Origin of the sequence: Vreelandella stevensii S18214 (assembly GCF_000275725.1) — a bacterium.
Lineage (GTDB): Bacteria > Pseudomonadota > Gammaproteobacteria > Pseudomonadales > Halomonadaceae > Vreelandella > Vreelandella stevensii.
In genome coordinates this window covers 180,784-206,367 of the sequence record NZ_AJTS01000036.1, presented here as the reverse complement: position 1 = coordinate 206,367, position 25,584 = coordinate 180,784, and the positions used below count along the sequence as shown (strand labels likewise).

Genomic DNA, 25,584 nt, shown 5'->3' with positions numbered 1-25,584 from the left:
GTCAGCTCGGCCCAGGGCCAGATGACGCAACCGGGGTCAGGCGTCGTTCATCTGCTTGTAGCGTTTCTGCATTTTTTTCATGACTCGGTCGCGCTTGAGCGGGGACAGATAATCCACGAACAGCACGCCTTCCAGGTGATCGTACTCATGCTGAATGCAGTGGGCCAGCAAGCCGTCGGCTTCCAGCTCGTAGGGCTCGCCGTGGCGGTCCAGCGCCGTCAGCTTGACCTTCAGGTAGCGCGGTACTTCGGCGTAATACTCGGGAATCGACAGGCAGCCTTCCGACAGCGGCTCGCGCTCTTCGCCGATAGGCTCATAGCGGGGGTTGATCATCACCAGCGGCTGGGAGTTGTCGTCGCTGACGTCCATGACCACCACCCGGCGGTGCACGTCGATTTGCGTGGCGGCCAGGCCGATGCCTCGGGCGTCGTACATGGTCTCCAGCATGTCATCCACGAGCTGGCGGACCTCGTCGTCCACGGTTTCCACCGCGACCGCCTTGGTGCGCAGGCGCTCGTCAGGAAATACGAGAATAGGAAGTTTGGCCATGGCGTTACCGTCACCGTTTATGCAGAGTCTTGAAGATGAGCAGGCGCCGCGCTGGGTTGGCGGGCCTAAGTGCTTTATATTGACCACTATATCACGCCATAAGCGTTCCTGGGCACGCGCTCGCAGCCGCTTCAAACAATCATCAGGGGATAACGAGGGGAGAACGGGATGGTGGCTAGAAAGCCGTTGTATCACAGCGTGTTTGGGGTGCTGCTGGCGGTGCTGGCGCTAAGCCCTACGGCGCACGCTTGGGAGCGGCTGCGCAGCGATGCGCCCGAGCGCTACGAAGTGGTTGCCGGGGACACGCTATGGGATATCTCCGCACGCTACCTGCGCTCCCCCTGGCAGTGGCCCGCGCTGTGGCAAGCCAACCCGCAGATTCGCAACCCGCACCTCATCTACCCGGGCGACATACTGATACTGGGCGATTGCCAGGGCCAGCCGTGCCTGACGCTGGAGCGTGGTCAGAGTGTGGTGCGGCTATCGCCGCAAATGCGCAGCGTTCCCGAGCGAGAAGCGATCACGTCCATTCCCATGGACGTGGTGCGCTCTTTTTTGCGCGATCACCGGGTGGTCGAGCCGGGTGAGGACATTCAGGAGTTGGCCTATGTGGTGGGTGGCGACAACCAGCGGCTGATCAGCGGTGCCGGGGATACGCTCTATGTGCGTGGCGAGCTGCCTGCCCGCCAGCGGCTGGGCATCTATCGCCCCGGCGAGCCTTATCTGGCGGCGGACGGCACCCTGCTGGGCGACGAGTTGATCAGTATCGGCGAAGCGCAGCGCATCAGCAGTGAAGGCGATATTTCACGTGTCGAAGTGCTGAGTGCCAACCAGGAAGTGCGCAACAACGACATCCTGCTGCCGCTGGAAGATATTCCGATCAGCGAGGCCTTTACTCCCAGGGCGCCGCTGAGCCAGATGGCTGGGCGGATCGTGGCCGTGCCAGGCGGCGTTCGCTTCATTGGCCGACTGCAGGTCGTGGCGCTGGATCTAGGCACCCAGGATGGCTTGCAGCCCGGCCATGTCCTGCGTGTCGATCAGCAGGGCGAAGTGGTCAACGACCCGCGCACCCAGGAGCTGATTCAGTTGCCCGCCACCGAGGCGGGCCTCGTGATGATCTTCAAACCCTACAGTCACATGAGCTATGCGCTGGTCATGCAGGCTTCCAATGTGTTGGCCGTGGGTGACGTGGTGAGATCTCCTCAGCGCTAGTTTTCGTACTCAGCCTGGTTTTCGTACATAACCTGGTTTTTGTACATGGCTTGGTTTTTGTACATAGCCCGGTAAGCCGCAGGGGTACTCGAACGATGAAAAGGAGGTGGCGATGGACGCCAGGGAGTGGCTGGTAATCAATGCATTGCCCGGCATGGGCGCAACCCGTATTGCACAGCTGGTGGCCCGCTCGCCCCAGTGGCCCCAGGGCTGGCTGGCGGCGCTGCCCAGTGCGGCGGCCAATGCCCTCAGATTATGGCTGGCGCAGCCTCAGCGCAGCCCGCTTCAGCAGGTGGTGGAAGAGACCGAGGCGTGGCTGGGCAAGGCGCCCCATCGTCATCTGCTGCACCGCGACCACCCGGCCTGGCCTTCCTTGCTGAACCAATTGCCGGACCCGCCCGTGGTGCTGTGGGCACAAGGGGATTTGCAGGCGCTGGAGGGCCCGGGCCTGGCCATGGTGGGTACCCGGAAACCGACCGCCGAAGGCAGTGGCCATGCCCAGGCGTTTGCCCGTGAGCTGGCCAGCCGTGGCTGGTGCATCGTCAGCGGTATGGCGCTGGGCGTCGATGGCGTTGCCCAGCGCGCCGCGCTGGCCGCCGGAGGGCATTCGGTCGCCGTGCTGGGGTGTGGGGTGGACGTCATTTATCCGGCGCGCCACCGCGAGCTGCACGAGCAGCTGAGCACCCAGCCCGGCGGGCTGCTGCTTTCCGAACACCCGCCGGGCACCGTGGCGCGTCCGGCCTTTTTTCCACGCCGCAACCGCATCGTCACGGGGCTTTCGTTGGGAACCCTGGTGGTCGAAGCCACCGAGAAAAGCGGCTCGCTGGTGAGTGCCCGGCTGGCGCTGGAGCAGGGGCGAGAGCTGTTTGCCCTGCCGGGGTCGCTGCATAACGTTCAAGCCCGTGGTTGCCTGCAGCTGTTGCGCAATGGCGCGACGCTGGTGCGCCACGTGGAGGACATTCTGGCCGAGCTTCAGCATTGGGCACCGCATTATTGGCCGATGCTCACGCCCTCGGAGGCAGCCCCTGCCGAGAAGGCCACGCCTGCGGCCCCCACGCCGATGTCGCCAACGTCCTCTGCCCAGACAGACTCTGCCCAGACAGAGCCGCCAGACCGCCTGCTGCACGCGCTGGGGCCTTCCCCCACGCCCATCGACTGGCTGGTGCAGAGCACGGGGTTGTCGGTCAGTGAGTGCCAGCAGCGGCTGTTGATGCTGGAGCTGGAGGGGCAAGTGGCCCAGCGTGCGGGTGGCTGGGTTCGGCTGACGGCAGCATGCTAAGATGGCGCTTTCTCGATCTGATGGTTCGATAGCCAGTAGGAGCGTCCATGAATACGGCGGTTGACGTGAAGGCAGCGGTGCAGGCGCTACGGGAAGGGGGAGTGATTGCCTGCCCTACCGAAGCCGTTTGGGGGTTGAGCTGTGACCCGGACAATGACGAGGCGCTGGCGCACCTGATGCGCATGAAAGAGCGTGACCCGGCCAAGGGCGTCATTCTGGTGGCGGCCAGTATTCAACAGTTCCAGCCCTGGCTGAGCCAGCTACCCTTGGCGCTGCATGCGCCGCTGGCCTCCAGCTGGCCTGGTCCCAATACGTGGCTGGTGCCCGATAATGGCCGTAGCCATGGCCTCGTGCGCGGCGCTCACCAAAGTGTGGCCCTGCGCGTCACCGACCACCCGCTGATGAAAGCGCTCTGTGAAGCCTTTGGCGGGCCGCTGGTGTCCACCTCGGCCAATCGAGCCGGCGACCCACCCGCCATGAGCGCCGACGAGGTCGCCACCATTTTTGGCGAGGAAGTCGCGGCCATCGTGGCCGGAGAGCTGGGAGGCAATGCCAAGCCCAGCACCATCAGAGACCTGCTGACCGGCCAGGTGATGCGTGCCTGAGTCACTAGCGCGCCACTAGTGCCTCGGCATCAGCGTCTCGACATCAACGGTTGATGACTTACCACTCACGATTCATCTCACCAGGAGCTCCCGTGGCCCACGAACACCTCGACGACGTCAAACACTACCTTCTGGATCTGCAGGATAGGCTGTGCGCCGGTTTGAGCGCCGCCGATGGTCAGGCCACGTTCAGGGAGGATAGCTGGCAGCGTGAAGAGGGCGGCGGCGGTCGCTCACGGGTCATGACCGATGGGCGGGTGTTCGAAAAGGGCGGCGTCAATTTCTCGCATGTCTTTGGTGCTCAGTTGCCCCCGTCGGCCACCGCCGCCCGCCCGGAGCTGGCGGGGCGCAGTTTCCATGCGGTGGGGGTTTCCTGGGTCATGCATCCTGAAAACCCGCATATCCCCACCAGCCACGGCAATGTGCGCTTCTTCATTGCCGAGAAGGAGGGCGAACCGCCGGTCTGGTGGTTTGGCGGCGGTTTCGACCTCACGCCCTACTACCCTGTATTCGAGGATGTGGTGCACTGGCATCGCGTGGCGCGTGACGCCTGCGCCCCATTTGGGGAAGGGGTGTACGAGCGTTACAAGGCGTGGTGCGATGACTATTTCTACCTCAAGCATCGGGAGGAGACCCGAGGCGTGGGCGGGCTGTTTTTCGACGACCTCAACGAAGGCAGCTTCGAGGAGTGCTTTGCCTTTCAGCGCGCCGTGGGGGACAGCTTCCTGGCGGCGTACCTGCCCATCGTCGAGCGTCGTCAGGCCGATGCCTGGGGTGAGCAGGAGCGCGATTTTCAGCTCTATCGTCGGGGCCGCTACGTGGAGTTCAACCTGGTATGGGACCGAGGCACCCTGTTTGGCCTGCAAAGCGGTGGGCGCACGGAGTCGATTCTGATGTCCATGCCGCCCCTGGCGCGCTGGGAGTATGACTTCACGCCCGCCCAGGGCAGCCGCGAAGCGCAACTGCACGATTACCTGGTGCCGCGTGACTGGCTGGGTGAAGCGGGCCAGTCCCCGCAGCCTTACGCCCAGCCTCAATCGCAACGCCAGCCCCGTGGAGAGACCTCATGAGCGACCATTACTGTGTGTTCGGCAACCCCATCGAGCACTCCAAATCTCCGATGATTCACGCTGAGTTTGCCCGCCAGACCGAGCAGGCCATGGAGTACGTCGCGCAGCTGGCCCCCACCGACGGCTTCGCCCGTGCCTGGCAGGCCTTCGTGGCGGCGGGCGGGCGCGGTGCCAATGTGACCGTGCCTTTCAAAGGCGATGCCTTTGCGCTGTGCGACACGCTCAGCCACCGGGCCAAGCGCGCGCAGGCCGTCAATACGCTGATCGTCGGCGGCAATGGCCGCACCTATGGCGATACCACGGATGGGGTCGGGCTGGTACGTGACCTTGCCTATCAGGGAGTGACGCTGAAGGGTAAGCGCCTGCTGGTGCTGGGCGCTGGCGGTGCCGTGCGGGGCGTGCTGGAGCCGCTGCTGGCGGAAGGGCCCGCCTGCCTGCAGGTGGCCAACCGGACGGCTGAGAAAGCCACCCAGCTGGCCGCTGCCTTCGCCGACCTGGGGCCGATCAGCGGCAGCGGTTACGCGGCCATCGAGGGGCCGTTCGATCTGGTCATCAACGGTACCAGTGCCAGCCTCTCTGGCGCGCTGCCGCCGCTGCCAGAGGCGCTGTTCAGCGAGGGCGGCTGGGCCTACGACATGATGTACGGGGCCGAGCCCACGGTCTTTCTGCGCTGGGCCGAGGCGCGGGGTGCCAGGCCGCTGGACGGCCTGGGGATGCTGGTCGAGCAGGCCGCCGAGTCGTTCTTTCTGTGGCGCAACGTGCGCCCCGAGACGTCTCAGGTGCGCACGCGGCTTCGACACTCATTGACGGGCGGCTAGCGGGGTTTGGTGTAGAACCCCACCATACACATCACCAGCCCCACCACGGAGAGCAGCATGCCGCCGTTCACCAGCAAGGGAGAGCGCTCCAGCCAGGAGACGAACGGCTGGGGCGTCTCGCGGCAGGCGCTTTCCAGGTAGTTCCAGTAGCCCCCTTCGAGATGGCAGGCGCGCACGTCGCCCAGCTCCCAGAAATAGACGCTCAGCAGCACCAGAATCGGCAGTACCAGCAGCAGTAAACCCAGTCGGATCATCTAAACCTCAATGTCAGGAGCGTATATCAGGGGCGTGGGCAGTTGGGCGTGCGACCGCTTTGGCGAGCTTCTTCGAAGCTGGCCATGGCGGGCTCCATGTTGGCCTGCAGGCCCTGGATGCGCTGCCCCTGGCTTGGGTGCGTCGACATCCAGGCGGGGGGCGCGCCCCCGCTGGACGCGGCCTGCATGTTTTCCCACAGAGTGACGCTTTCGCGGGGATCGAAGCCTGCCTGTGCCATCAGCTGCAGGCCGATGACATCGGCTTCGCTTTCATGGCGGCGAGAGAAGGGCAGCGAAATGCCGTACTCGGCGCCCATGCCCAGCACGCCCATCAACTGCTGGCCCGCCGGGGTTTGCATGCCGGAGGCGCTGGAAATGACCGACAGGCCAAGCGAAGTGGCGCTTTGGGTCGAGGCGCGCTCGTTGGCATGGCGTGCCAGCACGTGGCCGATCTCGTGGCCGATAACCGATGCCAGCTGATCCTGGTTGGTGGCCACGTTCAGCATGCCGGTATTGACGCCCATGTAGCCCCCTGGGAGGGCGAAGGCGTTGGGCTGCTCGGACTCGAACACGCGAATTTGCCAATCCAGATTGCGCTGTTCGCCGGGCAGAATGTCGACGATGGCGTTGGTGATGCACTGGACGTAGCGGTGGCTCGCCTGGTTGGCCGTGGGTACGTCGCGCTGGTACTGCGCGAACGCCTGCTGCCCCATCTGATTGAGCTGGTCGTCCGAGAGCAGCAGTAGCTGCGAACGGCCGGTGGGGGACGTGGAGCAGGCAGCCAGAGAGGCGCACAAAGCGGTGACGGCAAAGGGACGAAGCCAGCGCATAGACGGTTTCCTAATAGACGAGAAGGGATCCTTGCACACAAGATAACCACTGACAGCGGTAAATCAACTCCTATCATAACCTACTCTGAGGGCCACCATGGATGCGCAATTAAGCCAGCGCCTGACGCAGCTACTCGATCACATCGACCACTGGTTGCCGCCAGTGCCCACCCCGGTGGATTGGCAGACCCATGTGGCGGCCATTTGGCAGCGCCACCCGCTGGGCGGCCAGCTGGTGCCGGTGCCGCCGCGAGATGGCATGACGCTGGACGACCTGCTGGGTATCGAACGGCAGAAGCTGGCATTGGTCGATAACACCCGCGCCTTTCTGCAGGGGCTGCCCGCCAACCATGCCTTGCTGTGGGGCTCCCGCGGCAGCGGCAAGTCGTCGGTGGTGCGTGCGCTGCTCAACTCTCTGGCCAGTGAAGGGTTACGCCTGATCCAGGTCGACCGCCATGACCTGGCGAGCCTGCCACGGCTGGTCGAGCAGTTGCGCCATCAGCCCCACCGCTTCGTGGTGTACTGCGATGACCTGTCGTTCGAGGGCAACGATGATGCCTACAAGGCGCTGAAAAGCGTGCTGGACGGTGCCTTGACCGGCCCTCCCGAGAACGTGCTGCTGTATGCCACCTCCAACCGTCGGCACTTGCTGCCGGAGTCGATGGAAGACAATCAGGGAAGCCGCTTGGTAGGTGAAGAGCTGCACCATGGCGATGCCGTGGAGGAGAAGATCTCGTTGTCAGACCGTTTCGGGCTGTGGCTGGGCTTTTATCCGTTCAGCCAGGCAACCTACCTGGAGGTGTGTGAGCACTGGGTCAATCGCACGGGCAGCGGTAACGACTGGGACGATGGCGCGCGGGCGGAAGCCGTACGTTTTGCCACCCTGCGCGGTGGGCGCAGTGGCCGAACGGCGTGGCAGTTTGCGGCCCAGTACGTGGGCCGCAAGCGGCTGCAAGAGGAGCGTCAGCGCGTCGATCAGCGCTGAGGAATCAGCTGCCCATCGGCGCCGACGTTCAAGCGGATGGTCGGCGTCAGCAGGCCGGAGGGCAGCGTCATGCCCAGGCCGCGCAGATCCCCGGGGGTGATGGCCAGCTCGCTACCGGGGGGCAGTTCCCCCTGGCTTGCCAACTGGCTGACCAGCTCGATCATGGGCGTCATGCGCTGGGTGTCGGTGGCCAGAATATCGAACGCCACCGGCAGGCGCAGGTTGGCGTCGTCGCCTGGGGTGAGGGTCACGTCCTGTTGATACTGCCCCTGCACGGGGTCGACGCCCGGCATGTCCAGCGTCCAGCGAAACCCGGACATTTCCACGGCGGGCATGCCTGCCGGTAGCCCCAGGCCCATGGCCAGGGTGGCCTGCACTGGCAGGCTGCCAGCGCCCAGGCTCGAAGCCAGTAAGCGAGTCAGGTCGCTGGTATCCAGGCCGGCATTCACGCTGTATGGCCCGATGCGTACCTCTTCGACTCCCAGAGAAGTAACGGCCAGCCGGAAGGCAAACAGGCCGGTTTGTGGCAGCGCAAGGCAGCCGGTCAGTAGAGCAGCGAGCAGCAGCAGAATCAGGCTGCGGCCACGGCGAAGGGCATGGTGCATGTGTTTCCCCCAGAGAAAGGGCAAAAGGTCAGTGTAGCGGATGCTCGAAAGCGCCGCTATTTGAGGGCCACCGCCCATGGCTGTCAAGCGGATTTGTTGGCACCGAGCGTTGTGCTGGTCGTAAAACCCGAAAAGCCATCGCCCGCCATATAGGCGGGCGATGCAGGCGGGGCCAGTTTTCGAGCAGCACCTAGCGGCGGCTCTTGCGGGCTTCCCTGGTGCGGTTCAGCTCGCGTTTCTTGGCTTTTTCCTTGTCGCTGGCACCTGCCATCTTGTCGAAAGGGTTGCTGCCTGAGCGGAACTCGAAGCGCATGGGCGTGCCGCGTACCTTCAGTACCTTGCGGAAGGTGTTGATCAGGTAGCGGCGGTAGGCCTCGGGCAGCGATTCGGTCTGGTTACCGTGGACCACGATGATGGGTGGGTTGCTGCCGCCCTGGTGGGCCATGCGCAGCTTGATCCGCCGACCATTGACCATGGGGGGCGGGTGCTGACTGACCGCATCTTGCAATAGCGTGGTCAGGCGGTTGGTGGACCAGTGGGCATTGGCTGCCTTGAAGGCCCGCTCGATGGAGGGGTAGAGGTCGCCAACGGCGGTGCCGTGCAGCGCCGAGATGAAATGCAGCTCGGCGTAGTCGGCGAAGCCCAGGCGGCGCTTGATGTCCGCTCGCATCTTCTCCTTGGCTTCGCTTTCCAGCCCGTCCCACTTGTTCACTGCCAGCACCAGGGCGCGGCCCGTGGTCAGGACGTAGTCCAGCAGGTGCAGATCCTGTTCGACTAGACCGCTGCGGGCATCCAGCACCATCACCGCCACATGGCTCTCCTTGATGGCGTCCAGCGTCTTGATGATGGAGAACTTCTCGGCAATTTCACGCACGTTCTTGCGTCGACGTATCCCGGCCGTGTCGATCAACACATAGGGGTGGCCGTTACGCTCGAAGGGGATCTCGATGGCATCGCGAGTGGTGCCTGCCTCATCGAACACTACAACGCGGTCTTCACCCAGCAGCCGGTTGACCAGCGTGGACTTGCCCACGTTCGGGCGGCCAATCACACCGATACGAATGCCTTTCGTGCCGGTGTCGGCAGGAATGGTCGGGTCGCGCTCGGGGTAGGGTTCCAGCACGGTATCGATGAGCAGCGACACGTTGCGCCCGTGGGCGGCGGCGATGGGCCACGGGTCGCCCAGGCCCAGCTTCCAGAAGTCGGCCATGGCAGAGTGCTCTTCGAGCCCATCGGTCTTGTTGACCACCAGCCAGGTTTTCTTCTGATTGACACGCAGGTGATTGGCGATGGCCTCGTCGGCCACGTTGAGCCCCGCTCGGGCATCCACCAGAAACAGCACGATGTCTGCTTCGTCGATGGCGGCCAGTGACTGCTCTGCCATGGCGGCGTCGATGCCTTCCTCGTCGCCGCTGATGCCGCCCGTGTCGATCACGGTATAGGCCTTGCTACCCAGCATCCCGTTGCCGTATTTACGGTCGCGGGTCAGGCCGGGAAAATCCGCCACCAGCGCGTCGCGCGAGCGGGTAAGGCGGTTGAACAGGGTCGATTTACCCACATTGGGGCGACCCACTAAAGCAATGACGGGTGTCATGGAGAAACTTCCAGGGTTTCCAGGCGACCATTGTTGGCCTGGACATGAATGGTGCTGCCTTCAGTGACCGGGCGCACGCTGATACCGGAGCTGTGGATGCGAGTCCGGCCTACCAGGTTGCCTTCACGGGCATCCAGCAGGTGCAGATAACCTTCGAAGTCACCCACCACAAGACGGCCATCCGCAAAAGCGGGTGCCGTCAGCCAGCGATCTTCCAGATCCGTATTACGCCATACTTCCTGACCGCTATTGGCATCCAGAGCAATGACGTGGCTATTGTCGCTCACCACCAGCAGCAGGTTGCCGACCAGAATAGGGGTGTGGCGGCTGGAAATGTTGGCTTCCCACAGCGTGCCGCCTTGAGTGGCTTCCAGCGCCACCACCCGGCCGTTGTAGCTAGTGACGAACAGGCGGCCATCCGGGCTCAGTACCGGCTGGCCAGAGAGGTCCACCAGACGTTCGACATCGCTACGACCACGTGGCGTGGCGATTTGCATTTCCCAGAGCGGCTGGCCGCTGCGGTTATCCAGGGTGGCCAGGCGACCATTGGCCAGACCGACGAAGGTAACCGGATCGATGACCATGGGCGTGCCCGTGCCGCGCAGGGTCAGCGCAGGCTGAGAGCTGGTGTAGACCCAGCGCTCTTCGCCGCTGGCGCGATCGAGGGCCGTTATCTGGCCGTCGATGCTCTGTACCAGCAGCAGTTGCTGGTTGGCCTGGGGGGCGGCCAGCACTTCGCTGGACACGCGCGAACGCCAGCTCACGCTGCCGTCACGCTGGCTCAGGGCAATCACTTCGCCGTTGCGAGTGCCCAGGTAAACCTGACCGGCCACGGCGTAGAGCGCACTGGAGATGGGGGTGTCCAGTTCTATTTGCCACTCACGCTCTCCGCTGTCGGCATCGAAGGCCGCGACCAGGCCATTGGCATCGGCGGCAAACACGGTATCGCCTTCACGCGCCGGGGCAATCGGGTAGCGGGCACGACCAAAACCGTCGCCGACATTGCGCCGCCACTGGCTATCCAGCGACGAGGTTTCATCGAAGCTACGCAGCTCCTTGGGCGTGTAGGCAGGCTCTCCCTTGCTGGCGCAGCCGGCCAACAGCGCCAGTGCAACGGCGCCCAACGTGGCACGCATCAGCGAGGTGGAAAAAAGCGGTTTTAACAGGCTGTGGGTCATCACTGATTCGCCTCCTCGGCGCCGATATCGTCGAGCTTGAACTGCACGCCATAAAGCGGCTGGTTCTGCGTTTGGGCAATTTCCAGCGCGGCTTGCCACGCCTCGCGCGCTTGCTCGGGCTGGTTCAGAGCCAGATAGGCATCGCCGCGTACGTTGGCCTGTTGGGCGGCCAGGGTGTCGGTGATCGGTTGGTCCAGCAGTGCCAGGGCCGCTTCCGGGTTGCCTTCAGCGATTTCGATACGTGCCAGACGCAGCCAGGCCAGGCTCTGGACGTAGCGGCGTGATGAGCTGTCGGCGACCCTTTCGAGGGCTGCTTTGGCCGCGGTCAGATCGCCTTCCTGCACGGCCAGGCGGGCCTCCAGCAGCTGGGCAAGTTCGGCATACAGGGTGCGGCCATGCTGGTCGGTCAGCTCGCCGATCAGCTCTCTCGCCGCCGCGCGCTGCTCCTCTTCCAGCGAGTTGGCGGCCGTGATGGTCACCAGCTGCTGATAGCGGGCAGAGGCCGCTTCCGACTGGCCTTCCTGGTAGTTCTGCCAGGCATTCCAGCCGAACACACCGGCGGCAGCCAGCACCGCTCCAGCAATCAGCGAGGTGCCGTTCTCTTTCCACCAGCGCTTGACGACGTCCAGCTGTTCTTCTTCGCTTCTCAGATCCGCCACGGGCGGCCTCCTATTCAATCACCCAGCCGCCGTAGCGGCTGACAGGTATTCATCTACCCACCCGAGACGCTGGGTGGGCAGCATTTAGTGGGTCGCGTTGCCTGGCGTAGCGGCCAGCAGGTCGCTCAGCGTGCTGGCCAAACCCTCCTGGGCTACCTGCTGCTGCTCACGGTCGTCGCGCAGGAACTTCACAGTCGCCGTTTGCTGCGCCAGCTCGTCTTCACCCAGCAGGATGGCGATGGGCGCGGCGCTTTTGTCGGCCTTTTTCATGCGGCTCTTGAAGCTGCCGCCACCGCAGTGCAGCTGCAGGCGCAGGTCGGGCAGCGCGCTGCGCAGCTGCTCTGCCAGGGTGAGAGCTGCCACGGTGGCGCTGTCATCCATCGGCACCAGGTAGACGTCGCAGCCGCCCAGCGCTTCTTCCGGCACCAGGTCGAGGGTTTCCAGCAGCAGAATCAGCCGCTCGATCCCCATGGCAAAGCCCACGGCAGGTGTGGGCTTGCCGCCCAGCTGTTCGACCAGCCCATCGTAGCGGCCACCGGCACAGACGGTGCCCTGGCTGCCCAGCGCCGTGGTGGTCCACTCGAACACCGTACGGCAGTAGTAGTCCAGGCCCCGCACCAGGCGCGGGTTGACCACGTAGGGAATGTTGGCCGCGTCGAGCATGGCCTTGAGCTGCTCGAAGTGCTCCCGGGAGGCGTCGTCCAGGTGATCCATCAGCTGTGGCGCGGCGTTCAGCATCTCGGCCATGTCGGGATTCTTGGAATCCAGAATGCGCAGCGGATTGCTGGTCAGGCGACGCTTGGAGTCTTCATCCAGTAGCGCATGGTGCTGCTCGAAGTACGCCACCAACTTGTCGCGGTAGGCTGCGCGGGCGTCGCTGGAGCCCAGAGAGTTCAGTTCCAGAGTGACATGTTCGAGAAGGCCCAGCTCTTGCCATAGGCGGGCAGAGAGCAGAATTACTTCGGCATCGATGTCCGGGCCGTCGAAGCCATAGGTTTCCACGCCCACCTGATGGAACTGACGGTAGCGCCCTTTCTGGGGCCGCTCATGGCGGAACATCGGGCCCTGGTACCAAAGCCGCTGGGTCTGGTTGTGCAGCAGGCCATGCTCCATGGCGGCGCGTACACAGCTGGCGGTGCCTTCCGGACGCAGGGTCAGGCTGTCGCCGTTGCGGTCGTCGAAGGTGTACATCTCTTTTTCGACGATATCGGTGACTTCCCCGATGGAACGGGCAAACAGGGCGGTCTGCTCCACAATGGGCGTACGGATTTCATCAAAGCCGTAGCGCTGCATCAAGTGGCGTACCTTGGCCTCAAAAAATTGCCAGCGAGGGCTGTCGCTGGGCAATAGGTCGTTCATTCCACGGATGGCTTGAATCTTTTTAGCGGCGGACTTGCTCAATGAAAACTCCTTGTCTGGGCGGCAGCGCGAGGCGCAAGGCGTGCCGCCTGTTGCAGGCAACGCAGGTGTCAAACGCTGCGTGCAATCATGTTCTCTTGCTGCTGCTCTTTCTGGCGTACCTTGTCGCGGATCAGCTTTTCCAGGTCATCCACCAGATGGTCGTTACGCAGCTTGCTGGCAGGTTTGCCGTCGATGTAGACCAGGTTGGCGGGCGAACCACCGGTCAGCCCGATATCGGTCTCCTTGGCTTCGCCGGGACCGTTGACCACGCAGCCAATCACCGAGACATCCAGCGGGGTCATGATGTCTTCCAGGCGCTCTTCCAACTGGTTCATGGTGCTGATGACATCGAAATTCTGCCGTGAGCAGCTGGGGCAGGCGATGAAGTTGATGCCCTTGGCACGCAGCTTCAGGCTCTTGAGCATGTCGAAGCCGACCTTGATCTCTTCCACCGGGTCGGCGGCCAGCGAGACGCGAATGGTATCGCCGATACCATCCATCAACAGCATGCCGAGACCAATCGATGACTTGACCGTGCCCGAGCGCAGGCCACCCGCTTCGGTAATGCCCAGGTGCAGCGGCTGCTCGATACGGGTGGCCAGGTCGCGGTAGGCAGCCACGGCCATGAACACGTCCGAGGCTTTGACGCTGACCTTGAACTCCTGGAAGTCGAGCCGATCCAGGTAGTCGATATGGCGCATGGCCGACTCGACCAGCGCAGCGGGCGTAGGCTCGCCGTACTTCTTTTGCAGGTCCTTTTCCAGCGAGCCGGCATTGACGCCAATGCGAATCGGAATGCCGTGTTCGCGGGCCGCGCTGACCACCGCACGGACGCGGTCTTCGCGGCCAATATTGCCGGGGTTGATGCGCAGGCAGTCCACGCCCAGCTCGGCGACTCGCAGGGCAATCTTGTAGTCGAAGTGGATGTCGGCCACCAGCGGTACGTCGACCCGCTGCTTGATCTTGCCGAAGGCTTCGGCGGCGTCCATGTCGGGAACCGACACGCGGACGATGTCGGCACCGGCTTTTTCCAACTGCTGGATCTGGCCCACCGTGGCATCCACATCCAGGGTGTTGGTGTTGGTCATGCTCTGAACGGCAATCGGGGCGTCGCCGCCCACGGCAACGCTACCAACCTGTATCTGGCGCGAGGGGCGACGTTTGATCGGAGAAGGGGCGTGCATAGGACGGGTCACTCTCCCAGGGTAAAGCGGGCAACATTGTTGGCACCCGCACGTTGCGCCAGGTTGACGGTATCGCCTTGATAACGCAGCTCGACACCGGTGGCATTACCGATCGTCAAACGAAAAGGCGGGGTACCCTCGACGCTGGCCGTGGTGCCAGGCGCTTGCAGGCCAACGAAAACGCGCTGGTTGTTGGCATCGAAAATTTCGGTCCAGGACTGCTCGTTGAACGTCAACTCCAGCAGGTTGGGGTTGGCGACGGGCTCCGGCGCGGTGTCTTCTGCCGCTGCTTCCGGCGCTTGTACCTCGGCGACATCGGTCGCGGGCTTGGCTGGGGCATCGGTGGCGTCGGTGTCGGCGACTTCGTCATCCATGCTGACCTGGGGTTCGTCGATCATGGGCGGAATCACCACCGGCGTAGGTTCGACCACCGGTTCGGCGGGTGGGGGCGTTGTAGTGTCGGCGGCATCCTCTTCCAGCGTGGAAGACGTACCCATGCTCGGGGGTTCGCTGCCACCACGGCTCTGCCACCAGGCGACGGTAACGCCAATCAGGCCCACGATCACCAACAGGGTGACCAGCTTGAATAGCCAGGCGCCCACCTTTGACGGTGGGCGGGTGACGGCAACGGGCGTGACCTTGCGTTCGGACTCACTGCCCCCGTGGCGCGCTTGATACGCCTCCAGTACCAGCCGTTCATCAAGCCCCAGATATTTTGCATAGGAGCGTAGGTAGCCGCGGCGGTAGGCCGTGACGGGAATTTCTTCGTAGTTGTCTTTTTCCAGGCCTTCGACCACAGCGGTGCGCAGGTTGAGTACACGGGCAGCATCACTGATGGGCACCCCCAGCGCTTCGCGTTGGCGTGAGAGCAGTTCGCCAGCGGTGCTGGTGGGGGTAACGCTATCGTGTAACGGTGTCTCGCTCATGGCTGAGCATCCTTCAAAAATTAGGTGGTCAGGGCAGTGATCAAGGGGCCAGCAGGCGTTGGTATTCGTCTGCCGTGGCTGTGTCGCCACGGGCGAGGGCGATATCCACCGCCATTTCCAACGCTGCCGGGTCGGGGCCTGCCAGCTGCAGGTAGCTTTGCAGTGGCTCCCAGGCCTGATCGTAGCGGCCCTGCGAAACTTCCAGTTCGGCTAACATTAAATACCCGCGTGTATTGCGCGGGTCGATACTCTGGGCGCGCTGCAAACGGTCGCGCGCCTTGTCAAATTCGTCAGTCGCCAGGTAGCACTGTCCCAGGTTGGTGAATAGCTGGGCACGACTGGCGTATTGTGCATCTTCGGAGGCGATTTCCAACTGCTCGCAGGCCTCCGGGTAACGCCCCTGTTGATACAGGAATGCGGCGTAGTTGTTACGTCCTCGCGTGAACGAGGGCGAGACGTTCAGGGCCTGCTGGAAATAGCGGTTGGCCAGCTCACGCTCCCCCTGCTGCTGATAGACCAGCGCAATCGCCTGAAGTGCCTCTGGGTGGCGGGCATCCAGTTCCAGCGCACGATCCAGCGCGTTCAGGGCGCGGGGCAGATTGTCACGCTCCAGGTAGGCCACTCCCAGCTGGGCATAGGCATCGGCGGCGTCGGGATTGCTTTCATTGAACGTGGGCGTCGAGGTTGCACAGCCTGCCAGCAGCAGGCTGCCAGCAAGGACGGACAGCATGGGCACTCTGAAAAAGGAGAAGCACCTGCGATGACCGATCATGTATGTCCTCTTGAACAGTGCGGCCTTGCTCACACTAATGACGTTAGTAAAAAAACGTGTCCATCAAAGCGCTGTGTTGTGTGGAAGTCAAGACAGCGGCCTTAGTCTGCATCCAGTTGAACCGATTGAATATAGCGCGCACTGCGCTTGGTGCGGTCCTTTACGCGTCCGACCAGCTGCCCGCAGGCGGCATCGATGTCATCCCCACGGGTGGTACGGACAGTGGCGTTGTACTCCAGGTCATAAAGCCATTGCTGAAAACGCATGACCTGGTTGCGCGAGGGCTTTTCATAACCCGAATTGGGAAACGGGTTAAAGGGAATCAGGTTGATCTTGCAGGGCAGCTCCTTGAGGAGCGCGGCCAGCTGTTCGGCGTGTTCCTGCTGATCATTCACGTCCTTGATCAAGGTGTACTCGATGGTCACCTGACGATTGTCCGGGCATTTGGACAAATAGCGATGACAGGCATCCAGCAAGGCACGAATGTTGTACTTGCGGTTGATCGGGACGAGTTCGTTACGCAGCTCATCGGTGGAGGCGTGCAGCGAAATCGCCAGGCTGACGTCGATCTCATCGCCGAGTTTATCCATCATCGGCACGACGCCCGAGGTGGACAGGGTGACGCGGCGCTTGGAGAGGCCATAGCCGTTGTCGTCGAGCATCAGCTTCATGGCGGGCACGACGTTGTCGAAATTCAACAGCGGTTCGCCCATGCCCATCATGACCACGTTGGTCACCGGACGGTTGGCGGTGTCCCGCCGAGGGCCGACGCTGCGTTGCGCTACCCACACCTGGCCAATGATCTCTGCAGCCGTCAGGTTACGCTGGAAGCCCTGTTTGCCCGTGGAGCAGAAGCTGCAATCCAGCGAACAGCCGACCTGTGACGATACGCACAGGGTGCGTCGTTTACCGTTCTCTGCCGGGATCAGCACCGTCTCGACATAGCTGCCATCTTCCACTTCGAGCACCCACTTGCGCGTGCCGTCGCTGGAGGTGCCTTCATACACGACGCCTGGGCCGCGAATCTCGGCCACCTGAGCGAGCTTGTCGCGCAGCGGTTTGGACAGGTTGGTCATCACGGCAAAGTCATCGACGCCCTCCTGGTGGATCCACTTCATGACCTGGGTGGCACGGAATTTCTTCTCACCAATGGAGGAAAAGAAGACTTCCATTTGCTCACGGGAAAGCCCCAGCAGGTTCTGGCGTGCGGGCTCCGCCTGCGAGGCAAGGTCAGGCGTGGCGAGGGAAGACGGTGATGATGGGGCGGCAGTGGTAGTCATGGCGGTCAGCGTTCAGAAAGAGGCGGGGGCCAGGCCCCCGCAAAAATGGCCGGCAACGAATGTTGAAACGGCAGCGCTGGTTTAGCGCGGGCAGATTTCGTCGTTACCGAAGAAGTAGCTAATTTCGCGTGCAGCGCTTTCGGCTGAGTCGGAACCATGGACAGCGTTGGCGTCGATTGTTTCCGCGAAGTCGGCGCGGATGGTGCCCGGAGCGGCTTCTTTCGGGTTGGTAGCCCCCATCAGTTCACGGTTCTTGGCAATGGCGCCTTCCCCTTCCAGCACCTGTACGACGACCGGACCAGAGGTCATGAAGCCGACCAGATCCTTGAAGAAAGGGCGCTCTTTGTGCTCGGCGTAGAAACCACCGGCTTTCTCTTCGGAAAGGTGCAGCATCTTGGCCGCGACCACTTTCAGGCCAGCCTTTTCGAAGCGTGCGATGATGTCACCGATGGCATTCTTGGCCACGGCATCGGGCTTGATGATGGAAAGAGTACGTTCAATCGCCATGCAGAAATCTCCTGGAAAGGGATAAAGCAGAAATTGCCGCCCCGGCAAGCCTGGGCGGCACAGAGAAGTATGTCCGGCTGCGTCCATAGGCTATGCCGCAGGCCGAGTGGCCGCGATTATAGCGTCTCACGCAGGGGATGAATACCGATGAGTGACGTCAAAGAGTGCTTAAACGGTAAAGCTTTCACCGCAGCCGCACTGATCCTTGACGTTGGGGTTGTTGAAGCGGAAGAAGCGATTGAGCCCTTCGCTGACGTAATCCACTTCGCTGCCGTCCAGCATCTCGACAGCATCGGTGGCCACATAGACGCTGGCCCCGTGGGACTCGAAGTGCACGTCATCCGGCTGAGCCTCGTCGGCAAAGTCGAGCACGTAGCTGTAGCCCGAACAGCCGCTGGGTTTGACGGATACCCGAAGGCCAAGCCCCTTGCCGCGCTCTTCGAGGACGCGGTGGATCTGCTCGGCGGCGGCGGGGGAAATGTTAAGCGTTGCCATGGAGCACTCTCCTTGAAAAGTCGGTCGGTCAGCGGCCAGGCGTAGTGGTCTGGCGCGCCGAAGCACGCAGGCCGCTGACGGCGTGGTGCAATAATGTCAGTGCGTGGTCGATATCGGCTGGCTGGGTAAACCGTCCAAAGCTCAAGCGCAGCGAAGAGAGCGCCAGCCGACGGGGCGTTCCGATGCCCAGCAGGACGTAAGAGGGGTCGACGCTGGCCGAGTTGCAGGCAGAGCCCGTGGACACGGCGACGTCGCGCAGAGCCATCAACAGCGCTTCGCCATCGACGCCCTCGAAAGCGAGATTGAGAATATTGGGCACCCCGTGCTGCTGGGGCGAGTTGGGGATGACGCCGTCCAGCGTGCTCAGGCCATTCAGCAACTGCTCGCGAAGGGCGGCAACATGGGCCTGATCCTGGGCCTGCTGCTGTTGCATGACGGTAAAGGCTTCTCCCATACCCGCAATCTGATGGGTGGGCAGGGTGCCGGAACGCATACCACGCTCGTGCCCGCCGCCGTGAATCAGCGCTTCGACACGTATGTCCGGGTGGCGTTTCACGTACAGAGCGCCGACCCCCTTGGGGCCATAGGCTTTATGGGCAGACAGCGACATCAAGTCGATATGCTGTTCGACCACGTCCAGCGGGATGCGTCCTACCGCCTGAGCGGCATCGGTATGGAAGGCTGCGCCAAAGTCGTGGGCCACGGCGGCCAGCGCCGCGATGTCGTTGATGCTGCCCAGCTCGTTGTTCACTGCCATCAGCGAGACCAGGGCGGTGTCATCCCGCATGACCTCGCGCAGCTGTTCGGGGGTGATGCGCCCGTCCCGCTGGGGCTTGAGCCAGGTGACCTCGAAGCCTTCGCTTTCCAGCGCCCTGGCGGTATCCACCACCGCCTTGTGTTCGATGGACGAAGTGACCAGGTGCATGCCGCGCTGGCGATTGGCGCGCATGAAGCCGATCAGCGCCAGGTTGTTGGCTTCGGTAGCACCGCTGGTCCACACGATCTCGCGGGGGTCGGCATGAATCAGGTCGGCCACCTGGCACCGTGCCTGCTCCACCACCTGCTCTGCCTGCCAGCCCAGCATGTGGCTACGCGATGCCGGGTTGGCAAACAGTTGGTCGACGGTCAGGTAGCGGGTCATCACCTCGGCCACGCGCTCATCTACCGGCGTAGTGGCGGCATAATCGAGGTAAATGGGCAGTGAGGGGGTGGCGGTCATGGGCTTGATTTCCAACGGGCAGTGAGTGGCGTCAGGGGGGACGAAGCAAGGATCCCGGCGTCGGCGCGCTGCTTCTGTCGAGCGGCAATGCGAATGACGTCCGGGCGCTGCATCAGCTGCGCCAGCGTCACGTCATCCAGAAAGTGGCGTATCTGACCCGAAAGTTCGCACCACAAGTGGTGGGTCAGGCAAGTGTCGCCCTGCTGGCAGTCGGAAAGCCCCTGGCAGCGGGTGGCATCGACGGTTTCATTGACCGCATCGATGACCTGGGACACGCTGATCTCGGTGGCAGGTCTGGCAAGAAGATAACCGCCGCCCGGACCACGCACGCTGGAGACCAGCCCGCTGCGCCGCAGCCGCGCAAACAGCTGTTCCAGATACGAGAGCGAGATCTCCTGGCGCTGGGATATATCGCCCAGGCTGGTGGGGCCTTGTGGCGTATTGATCGCCAGATCCAGCATGGCGGTAACGGCGTATCGGCCTTTGGTCGTCAAGCGCATAACAGGTACCTCGTCGCTGAGCCTCAGCGCACTGGCGGCAAGTGTAGCGCCATTATGGAAATCCTGAGTGCTTTGGTCAACTATTGGGACGGCTGTTGGTGTCGTCAGCGGTATCCACTGCTTCACTGCGCGTCTTACCCAGTCCGGGGCAGCCGGTATCGGCCTCATCCAGGATGTCGGCGAAGTCCTCATCTTTCAGTTCGGGCAGTTGGCCGTCACGGTAGCTGGCATCCAGCTTGCGCAGGGTAGAGCACATGCGTTCGATACGCTCGTCCACGGCGTGCATATGGTCCAGCATGGCCTGCATGGAGCGTGCCACTGGGTCGGGCATGTCCTGGCTGACGCCGGCATCGAAGCCGAATTTCTGGCAGATGGCTTCGCGTCGGGCCGGGTCGATATCCAGCGCTTCCTCGATATCGGGCTCGGCGCGCTTGACGATCTTGCCAGGAATACCGACCACCGTTGCACCGGCAGGCACCTCTTTGGTGACCACGGCGTTGGAGCCAATCTTGGCGCCGGCCCCAACCGTGAACGGCCCCAGGATCTTGGCGCCAGCCCCGACGATCACGCCATCTTCCAGGGTGGGGTGACGCTTGCCTTTATTCCAGCTGGTGCCGCCTAGCGTGACCCCCTGGTAGAGCGTCACGTTGTCGCCGACCTGGGCGGTTTCGCCGATCACCACGCCCATGCCGTGATCGATAAAGAAGCGCCGACCAATGGTGGCGCCGGGGTGAATCTCGATACCGGTCATCCAGCGGGAGAAGGTAGATACCGTGCGCGCCAGCCACTTGAAGTTCTTCTTCCATAGCCAGTGGCCACAACGGTGCAGCAGCAGGGCATGCAGGCCCGGGTAGTTGGTCAAGACTTCGAGAAAGTTGCGTGCCGCTGGGTCGCGGTCGAATACGCTGTTGATGTCTTCGCGCAGGCGTTGAAACATGGGAGTGTCCTTGGGCGTAAAAGCGGCAGCGTGGCAGGCTGTGTTTGGGTCGGCCCCCAAATGTGGGGGCGCCACTGGATAACTTCAAGTTTAGGCCATGGGGCGACGATAACGCCTCTCAGCGCGGCGTTGTGTTCGGCTGGGCGGCCTTTTCCGTGGCCGACAGGATGCCGCGCAGAATGTTCATCTCCATTTTTTCGGGGCGAGCACGCAGGTACAGGCGGCGCAGGCGCGCCATCAACTGGCGCGGCTGTGCGGGGTCGTGAAACTCGATGGCGATCAGCGTGCGCTCCAGATGCTCGAAGTACCGCTCCAGCTCTTCGTGGGACGCCAGCGCGACTGCTTCGTCATCCTCTTGAGCGGGAGGCGCGTCGGCTTGCGTCAGCCAGGCCATGCGGCACTCGTAGGCGAGTACCTGTACCGCCGCCGCCAGGTTCAGCGAGCTGAAATCCGCATTGGTGGGAATGTGTACGTGGGCATGGCAGCGCTGCAGCTCGGCATTGGTCAAGCCGCTGTCCTCGCGCCCAAACACCAGCGCGATGCGCGCGTTGGCAGGGCGGCACTCGGCTGGCAGGCGCTCGGCCAGCGCTCGGGGGGAGATCATCGGCCAGGGCAGCGTACGTGAGCGAGCGCTGGCACCCACGGCCAGGGTGCAGTCGGCCACGGCATCTTCCAGCGTGGCATGAATGGCTGCCTGATGGAGCAGATGGTCGGCCCCTGACGCCCGAGAGATGCTCTCCTGGGTGAGCACGTCGCAGCGGGGGGCGACGAGCGCCAGATCCGCCAGGCCCATGTTGTGCATGGCGCGCGCCACGCCGCCAATATTGCCAGGATGGCTGGTGCCAATAAGAACGATTCGAATGCGGTCAAGCATGATAAGCCCGGTTCACGACGTAAAAGGCGCAGTTTAGCACGAGTCGATGGCATGCCCGAGGGGCCTCTGATAGAATTGCCCGCCATTAAGGTGTCCTGCGCCTGCCCCGTTCTTTAACATCACTGTGACAAGGCCCGATCATGAATCCAATGGTCCAATTTACGCTGCGCGCTGCGCGTAGCGCGGTTGAACATTTTTTGCGTGTTCGTGAGCGTATCGAAAACGCCCACGAAGAATTCAATCTTGACCGCCTGCTGGAAGACACGGCCCGCAAGGCCGAAGCCACCATCGTTCAGCAACTGCAGCGCGGCTATCCGCAGCATGGCTTCTCCGGCCGCTACACCCCCCATCAGGCGGGTAAAGGCGAAGGCGAAGAGATCGTTTGGAAGATCGAACCCCTTCACGGCTACTCCAATCTGGCCGTGGCAGGCAAGGGCTTTGCACTCTCAGTGGTGTGTCTCATCAAGGGTCGCCCCGAACACGCGGTGGTGGTCTCTCCCTTTGGCGATGACGAATACATCGCCAGTCGTGGCCGTGGTGCCCAGCACAACGACAAACGTATGCGCGTGAGCAAGCCCACGGCCATTCCTGGTACCCGCATGGCCATGAGCCTGCCGGAAGCCTGGCTGCGCCCCAGCCATCTGCCTGCCTACCTGACTGTGGCGCAGCAACTGGCCCCCCAGGTGGAAACCCTGGTCGCCACCGGCTCTGGCCTGCTGGACATTTGCGAACTGGCCGCTGGCCGCGTCGACAGCGTGTTCGTCCTGGGCCTGGAAGAGCAGGACATGCAGGTCGGTACGCTGCTGCTGAAAGAAGCTGGCGCGCTGATGGGCACGCCCAACGGCCAGCCCACCGTCACCGCAGAAGGCCAACTGATGGCCGCTGGCCCGCGCCTCTATAAAGCACTGATCAAACAGCTGGCGCCGCATTTCTGAGCGTAATGTCAGTTCCCTGGTGATATGAAAAAGGCCTTGTCGCGTAAGCGGCAAGGCCTTTTGCTGAAGAGAGCATTCGTGCCTTACGGCAGCTCTTCTTCCTCTTCATCGCTCTCTTTCCTGGTCGGGATCAGGTCTTCCCGAGAAAGCTTGAGCGGAATCAGCAGGGCGCCAGAGATGTAGATGGAGGAGAACGTACCCACACCCACGCCTATCAGCAATGCGATGGCGAAATTGTTGATCATGTCGCCGCCCAACATCAGCAGGGCCAGCAGTACCAGGATGGTGGTGCCGGACGTTGCCAGCGTACGGGATAGGGTGGCATTGATCGCTTCGTTGATGATTTGTGGCATGTCATCGATACGCGACGTACGAATGGCTTCCCGGATACGGTCGTATACCACGATGGTATCGTTGAGGGAGTAGCCGATAACCGCGAGCAGGGCCGCCAGTACCGTCAGGTTGAAGTCGAGCTGGAACAGCGCGAAGATGCCCACCACGATGATCACGTCGTGCATCAATGCCAGCAGGGCGCCGATGGCGAACTTGTACTGAAAGCGCAAGGCCACGTAAACCATCACGACGCCGAGGGCTACCAGCATGCCCATGCCGCTCTGGTCGCGCAGTTGCTCGCCTACCTGAGCACCCACGAACTCTGCGCGGACCAGGTTGACGTCAGCGCCTTCGGCGCGCAGCAGTCCGACGATCTCGCTGCCGATGTCGGGGTCAAAGGCCTGCTGCAGGCGAATCAGGATTTCGGTGGAAGCACCGAAGGTTTGCACGGACACATCCTGAAAACCGCTGTTTTCCAGCAGTTGGCGAATGGCATCCAGCGACGGTGCGGCACCGTAACGTACTTCGACCAGGGTGCCGCCCGTGAAGTCCAGCCCCAGGTTGAGCTGCTGAACAACGATAGCACCGATAGAGACGATCAGCATCACCGCCGAGACGATGAACGCAAGGTTGCGTCGTCCCATGAAGTCGATGCGTAGCTGCGATAGGGGTTTCATTACCACCTCTTCAATTCTGTGCGGAGCGCGTATGTCTGCTTCACGAGATCAGATCCAGAGCTTCTTGACGGGCTTGCTGCCATAGGTGAGGTTGACCATGGCGCGCGTGACCAGCAGGGCCGTGAACATCGAGGTCAGGATACCGATGGAGAGCGTGACCGCGAAGCCTTTGACCGGGCCAGTACCAATCGAGAACAGGATGATGGCCACCAGCAGGGTGGTGATATTGGCATCCACGATCGAGGTGAAGGCACGCTCGTAACCCGCATGAATGGCTTGTTGAATCGACAGGCCGTTGCGCAGCTCCTCGCGTATGCGTTCGAAGATCAACACGTTGGCATCCACCGCCATACCCAGAGTCAGCACGATACCAGCAATACCCGGCAAGGTGAGGGTGGCCCCCAGCATCGACATCACGGCAATCAGCAGGGTCAGGTTGAGCGCCAGCGCCACGTTGGCGAAGATGCCGAACACCTTGTAGCGGATCAGCATGAACATCACCACCAGCAGCAGGCCAATCTGAACCGAGAGCAGGCCGCGCTCGATGTTCTCCTGACCCAGGCTTGGGCCGATGGTACGTTCCTGCACGAAGTAGATGGGCGCAGCCAGAGAGCCTGAGCGCAGCAGCAGGGCCAGTTCGGCAGCTTCGGTGGGCGAGTCGAGCCCGGTAATGCGGAAGCTGTTGCCCAGTGCGCTCTGGATGGTCGCCAGGCTGATCAAGCCGCGCTCCGTGTAGGGCTCGCGAATGATGGTCTGCTCGCCAGTCTCCGGGTCGGTCTCGACGCGGTCTTCGCTCTTGTGCTCGATGAACAGCACCGCCATGTTGCGCCCGATGTTGGTGCGCGTGGCGCGGTTCATCAATGTACCGCCGGTGCCATCCAGGTTGATGTTGACCTGTGGGCGGCCATTTTCATCGAAGCTGTGGCTGGCGCTGGAAACGCTGTCACCGGTAATGATCACGTCCCGCATCAGGTCCGCAGAACGGCCGCTGTCGTTACGGAAGTCGAAGCGCTCGGTTTCCATGTCGGGCGTGTCGTTACGCGCTTCCAGACGGAACTCCAGGTTGGCCGTGGCGCCGACGATGCGCTTGGCCGCCACCGTGTCCTGAATGCCGGGCAGCTCGACCACGATCTGGCTGGGGCCCTGGCGCTGTACCATTGGCTCGGCTACGCCCAGCTCGTCGACACGGTTACGCAGGGTGGTCAGGTTCTGGTTGACCGCATAGTCCTGAATCTCGCTGACCGTTGCGTCGCTGAGTGACATGACCAGACGGGAGGCTCGGCCATCGCCCTGGTTGCTGTAATCGAAGTTGGGGAAGTCGCGGCTGATCAATCGGCGAGCTGCGTCGCGATCTTCGCTGCTGGCAAAATCGATGGACAGCGAGCGCTCGGCGATCTCCGTATTGCGGTAGCGGATACGCTCGCCACGCAGCAGTTCACGAATGGCGCTGGCATTGACTTCCAGGCGCTGGGTCAGGGCCGCTTCCATATCGACTTCCAGCAGGAAGTGAACGCCGCCGCGCAGGTCCAGACCCAGCGTCATGGGTGTGGCGGAGAAGGCCTGCAGCCAACCGGGCGTGGCTTCCGCCAGGTTCAAGGCAACGGTGGCACCGCTACCCAGCACGTCGGCCGCGATATCACGCGCATTCAGCTGGTCATCGTTGCTCTGCAAACGAATCAACCACTGCCCGTCGACCTCTTCCACGGCCTTGATGGCAATGTCGTTGTCGGTCAGCGCTTGTTCGACGCGATTGATTTGCCGCTCATCGAGCATGTTGCCTTGGGCATCGCTCACCTGAATGGCGGGATCGGCGGGAAATAGATTGGGAAGCGAATAGATAAGGCCAACCACCAGGACGACCAGTATCAGCAGATACTTCCACAGGGGGTAACGGTTGAGCATGCAA

27 protein-coding genes are annotated in these 25,584 nt (G+C 62.6%); 7 read left to right on the top strand and 20 right to left on the bottom strand.

Going from position 1 to position 25,584, the window contains the following annotated elements; translation table 11 throughout:
• Nucleotides 1-36: 36 nt before the first annotated feature.
• On the bottom strand, nucleotides 37-549 hold the full coding sequence (gene def / locus HSS18214_RS0108860) for a peptide deformylase (RefSeq protein WP_016914937.1): 513 nt from the start codon (nucleotides 547-549) through the stop codon (nucleotides 37-39).
• A 168-nt stretch (nucleotides 550-717) separates the two neighbouring features.
• Here def and HSS18214_RS0108855 point away from each other — a divergent pair, with 168 nt between their 5' ends.
• The 5 genes from HSS18214_RS0108855 to aroE all read left to right on the top strand — a co-directional run bounded on the left by HSS18214_RS0108855 (nucleotide 718) and on the right by aroE (nucleotide 5,533).
• Complete coding sequence (locus HSS18214_RS0108855; RefSeq protein ID WP_016914936.1) at nucleotides 718-1,761, top strand: LysM peptidoglycan-binding domain-containing protein; 1,044 nt, start codon at nucleotides 718-720, stop codon at nucleotides 1,759-1,761.
• 112 nt (nucleotides 1,762-1,873) lie between these two features.
• Nucleotides 1,874-3,040 (top strand): DNA-processing protein DprA, encoded by a 1,167-nt coding sequence (gene dprA, locus HSS18214_RS0108850; RefSeq protein WP_016914935.1) that lies wholly within the window; start codon nucleotides 1,874-1,876, stop codon nucleotides 3,038-3,040.
• A gap of 47 nt (nucleotides 3,041-3,087) precedes the next feature.
• Entirely contained in the window at nucleotides 3,088-3,645 is a 558-nt protein-coding gene (gene tsaC, locus HSS18214_RS0108845) for an L-threonylcarbamoyladenylate synthase type 1 TsaC (protein ID WP_016914934.1), read from the top strand.
• Nucleotides 3,646-3,737: 92 nt separating this feature from the next.
• Entirely contained in the window at nucleotides 3,738-4,715 is a 978-nt protein-coding gene (gene hemF / locus HSS18214_RS0108840) for an oxygen-dependent coproporphyrinogen oxidase (RefSeq protein WP_016914933.1), read from the top strand.
• On the top strand, nucleotides 4,712-5,533 hold the full coding sequence (gene aroE, locus HSS18214_RS0108835) for a shikimate dehydrogenase (protein ID WP_016914932.1): 822 nt from the start codon (nucleotides 4,712-4,714) through the stop codon (nucleotides 5,531-5,533). The genes hemF and aroE overlap by 4 nt, the downstream gene beginning before the upstream one ends.
• Here aroE and HSS18214_RS0108830 read toward each other — a convergent pair.
• A complete protein-coding gene (locus HSS18214_RS0108830) occupies nucleotides 5,530-5,787 on the bottom strand; it encodes a hypothetical protein (protein ID WP_016914931.1) in 258 nt (85 codons plus the stop codon). The genes aroE and HSS18214_RS0108830 overlap by 4 nt on opposite strands.
• 26 nt (nucleotides 5,788-5,813) lie before the next feature.
• The gene (locus HSS18214_RS0108825) at nucleotides 5,814-6,617 is read right to left on the bottom strand and encodes a M48 family metallopeptidase (RefSeq protein WP_016914930.1); all 804 of its coding nucleotides are present in this window, start codon (nucleotides 6,615-6,617) and stop codon (nucleotides 5,814-5,816) included.
• A 97-nt stretch (nucleotides 6,618-6,714) separates the two neighbouring features.
• On the opposite strand from HSS18214_RS0108825, the gene HSS18214_RS0108820 reads away from it, so the two are divergent.
• Entirely contained in the window at nucleotides 6,715-7,602 is an 888-nt protein-coding gene (locus tag HSS18214_RS0108820) for an ATP-binding protein (protein WP_016914929.1), read from the top strand.
• Here the strand turns inward: HSS18214_RS0108820 and HSS18214_RS0108815 are convergent.
• From HSS18214_RS0108815 to trmJ, 15 genes are all read right to left on the bottom strand, one after another.
• The gene (locus HSS18214_RS0108815) at nucleotides 7,593-8,207 is read right to left on the bottom strand and encodes a hypothetical protein (RefSeq protein WP_016914928.1); all 615 of its coding nucleotides are present in this window, start codon (nucleotides 8,205-8,207) and stop codon (nucleotides 7,593-7,595) included. The two genes, HSS18214_RS0108820 and HSS18214_RS0108815, sit on opposite strands and share 10 nt — an antisense overlap.
• 190 nt (nucleotides 8,208-8,397) lie before the next feature.
• Complete coding sequence (der, locus tag HSS18214_RS0108810) at nucleotides 8,398-9,801, bottom strand: ribosome biogenesis GTPase Der (RefSeq protein ID WP_016914927.1); 1,404 nt, start codon at nucleotides 9,799-9,801, stop codon at nucleotides 8,398-8,400.
• Nucleotides 9,798-10,979: an outer membrane protein assembly factor BamB gene (bamB, locus tag HSS18214_RS0108805; RefSeq protein WP_016914926.1), complete on the bottom strand. Its 1,182-nt coding sequence runs from the start codon at nucleotides 10,977-10,979 to the stop codon at nucleotides 9,798-9,800. The genes der and bamB overlap by 4 nt, the downstream gene beginning before the upstream one ends.
• Nucleotides 10,979-11,638 carry a YfgM family protein gene (locus HSS18214_RS0108800; protein WP_016914925.1) on the bottom strand — a complete coding sequence of 220 codons (660 nt, stop codon included), beginning with the start codon at nucleotides 11,636-11,638 and terminating at the stop codon, nucleotides 10,979-10,981. The genes bamB and HSS18214_RS0108800 overlap by 1 nt, the downstream gene beginning before the upstream one ends.
• A gap of 84 nt (nucleotides 11,639-11,722) precedes the next feature.
• The gene (hisS, locus tag HSS18214_RS0108795; protein WP_016914924.1) at nucleotides 11,723-13,039 is read right to left on the bottom strand and encodes a histidine--tRNA ligase; all 1,317 of its coding nucleotides are present in this window, start codon (nucleotides 13,037-13,039) and stop codon (nucleotides 11,723-11,725) included.
• A gap of 68 nt (nucleotides 13,040-13,107) precedes the next feature.
• Nucleotides 13,108-14,223: a flavodoxin-dependent (E)-4-hydroxy-3-methylbut-2-enyl-diphosphate synthase gene (gene ispG / locus HSS18214_RS0108790; protein WP_016914923.1), complete on the bottom strand. Its 1,116-nt coding sequence runs from the start codon at nucleotides 14,221-14,223 to the stop codon at nucleotides 13,108-13,110.
• An 8-nt stretch (nucleotides 14,224-14,231) separates the two neighbouring features.
• The gene (locus tag HSS18214_RS0108785) at nucleotides 14,232-15,149 is read right to left on the bottom strand and encodes a RodZ domain-containing protein (RefSeq protein WP_016914922.1); all 918 of its coding nucleotides are present in this window, start codon (nucleotides 15,147-15,149) and stop codon (nucleotides 14,232-14,234) included.
• Nucleotides 15,150-15,189: 40 nt separating this feature from the next.
• The gene (pilW, locus tag HSS18214_RS0108780; RefSeq protein WP_016914921.1) at nucleotides 15,190-15,921 is read right to left on the bottom strand and encodes a type IV pilus biogenesis/stability protein PilW; all 732 of its coding nucleotides are present in this window, start codon (nucleotides 15,919-15,921) and stop codon (nucleotides 15,190-15,192) included.
• A 101-nt stretch (nucleotides 15,922-16,022) separates the two neighbouring features.
• On the bottom strand, nucleotides 16,023-17,201 hold the full coding sequence (gene rlmN / locus HSS18214_RS0108775) for a dual-specificity RNA methyltransferase RlmN (RefSeq protein ID WP_026001827.1): 1,179 nt from the start codon (nucleotides 17,199-17,201) through the stop codon (nucleotides 16,023-16,025).
• An 81-nt stretch (nucleotides 17,202-17,282) separates the two neighbouring features.
• On the bottom strand, nucleotides 17,283-17,708 hold the full coding sequence (gene ndk, locus HSS18214_RS0108770) for a nucleoside-diphosphate kinase (RefSeq protein ID WP_016914919.1): 426 nt from the start codon (nucleotides 17,706-17,708) through the stop codon (nucleotides 17,283-17,285).
• A 168-nt stretch (nucleotides 17,709-17,876) separates the two neighbouring features.
• The gene (locus HSS18214_RS0108765; RefSeq protein ID WP_016914918.1) at nucleotides 17,877-18,203 is read right to left on the bottom strand and encodes a HesB/IscA family protein; all 327 of its coding nucleotides are present in this window, start codon (nucleotides 18,201-18,203) and stop codon (nucleotides 17,877-17,879) included.
• Between the two features lie 28 nt (nucleotides 18,204-18,231).
• A complete protein-coding gene (locus HSS18214_RS0108760; protein WP_016914917.1) occupies nucleotides 18,232-19,422 on the bottom strand; it encodes an aminotransferase class V-fold PLP-dependent enzyme in 1,191 nt (396 codons plus the stop codon).
• Nucleotides 19,419-19,922, bottom strand: a complete 504-nt coding sequence (iscR, locus tag HSS18214_RS18010) for a Fe-S cluster assembly transcriptional regulator IscR (RefSeq protein WP_016914916.1) — start codon at nucleotides 19,920-19,922, stop codon at nucleotides 19,419-19,421. The genes HSS18214_RS0108760 and iscR overlap by 4 nt, the downstream gene beginning before the upstream one ends.
• A 76-nt stretch (nucleotides 19,923-19,998) precedes the next feature.
• Nucleotides 19,999-20,859 carry a serine O-acetyltransferase gene (cysE, locus tag HSS18214_RS0108750; RefSeq protein ID WP_016914915.1) on the bottom strand — a complete coding sequence of 287 codons (861 nt, stop codon included), beginning with the start codon at nucleotides 20,857-20,859 and terminating at the stop codon, nucleotides 19,999-20,001.
• A gap of 118 nt (nucleotides 20,860-20,977) precedes the next feature.
• Nucleotides 20,978-21,733: a tRNA (cytosine(32)/uridine(32)-2'-O)-methyltransferase TrmJ gene (gene trmJ, locus HSS18214_RS0108745; protein ID WP_016914914.1), complete on the bottom strand. Its 756-nt coding sequence runs from the start codon at nucleotides 21,731-21,733 to the stop codon at nucleotides 20,978-20,980.
• A gap of 140 nt (nucleotides 21,734-21,873) precedes the next feature.
• Here trmJ and HSS18214_RS0108740 point away from each other — a divergent pair, with 140 nt between their 5' ends.
• The gene (locus tag HSS18214_RS0108740) at nucleotides 21,874-22,668 is read left to right on the top strand and encodes an inositol monophosphatase family protein (RefSeq protein ID WP_026001826.1); all 795 of its coding nucleotides are present in this window, start codon (nucleotides 21,874-21,876) and stop codon (nucleotides 22,666-22,668) included.
• Between the two features lie 83 nt (nucleotides 22,669-22,751).
• On the opposite strand, the gene secF is transcribed toward HSS18214_RS0108740, so the two are convergent.
• Nucleotides 22,752-23,678 (bottom strand): protein translocase subunit SecF, encoded by a 927-nt coding sequence (gene secF, locus HSS18214_RS0108735; RefSeq protein ID WP_016914912.1) that lies wholly within the window; start codon nucleotides 23,676-23,678, stop codon nucleotides 22,752-22,754.
• Between the two features lie 48 nt (nucleotides 23,679-23,726).
• A complete protein-coding gene (gene secD / locus HSS18214_RS0108730; protein WP_016914911.1) occupies nucleotides 23,727-25,580 on the bottom strand; it encodes a protein translocase subunit SecD in 1,854 nt (617 codons plus the stop codon).
• Nucleotides 25,581-25,584: the final 4 nt, after the last annotated feature.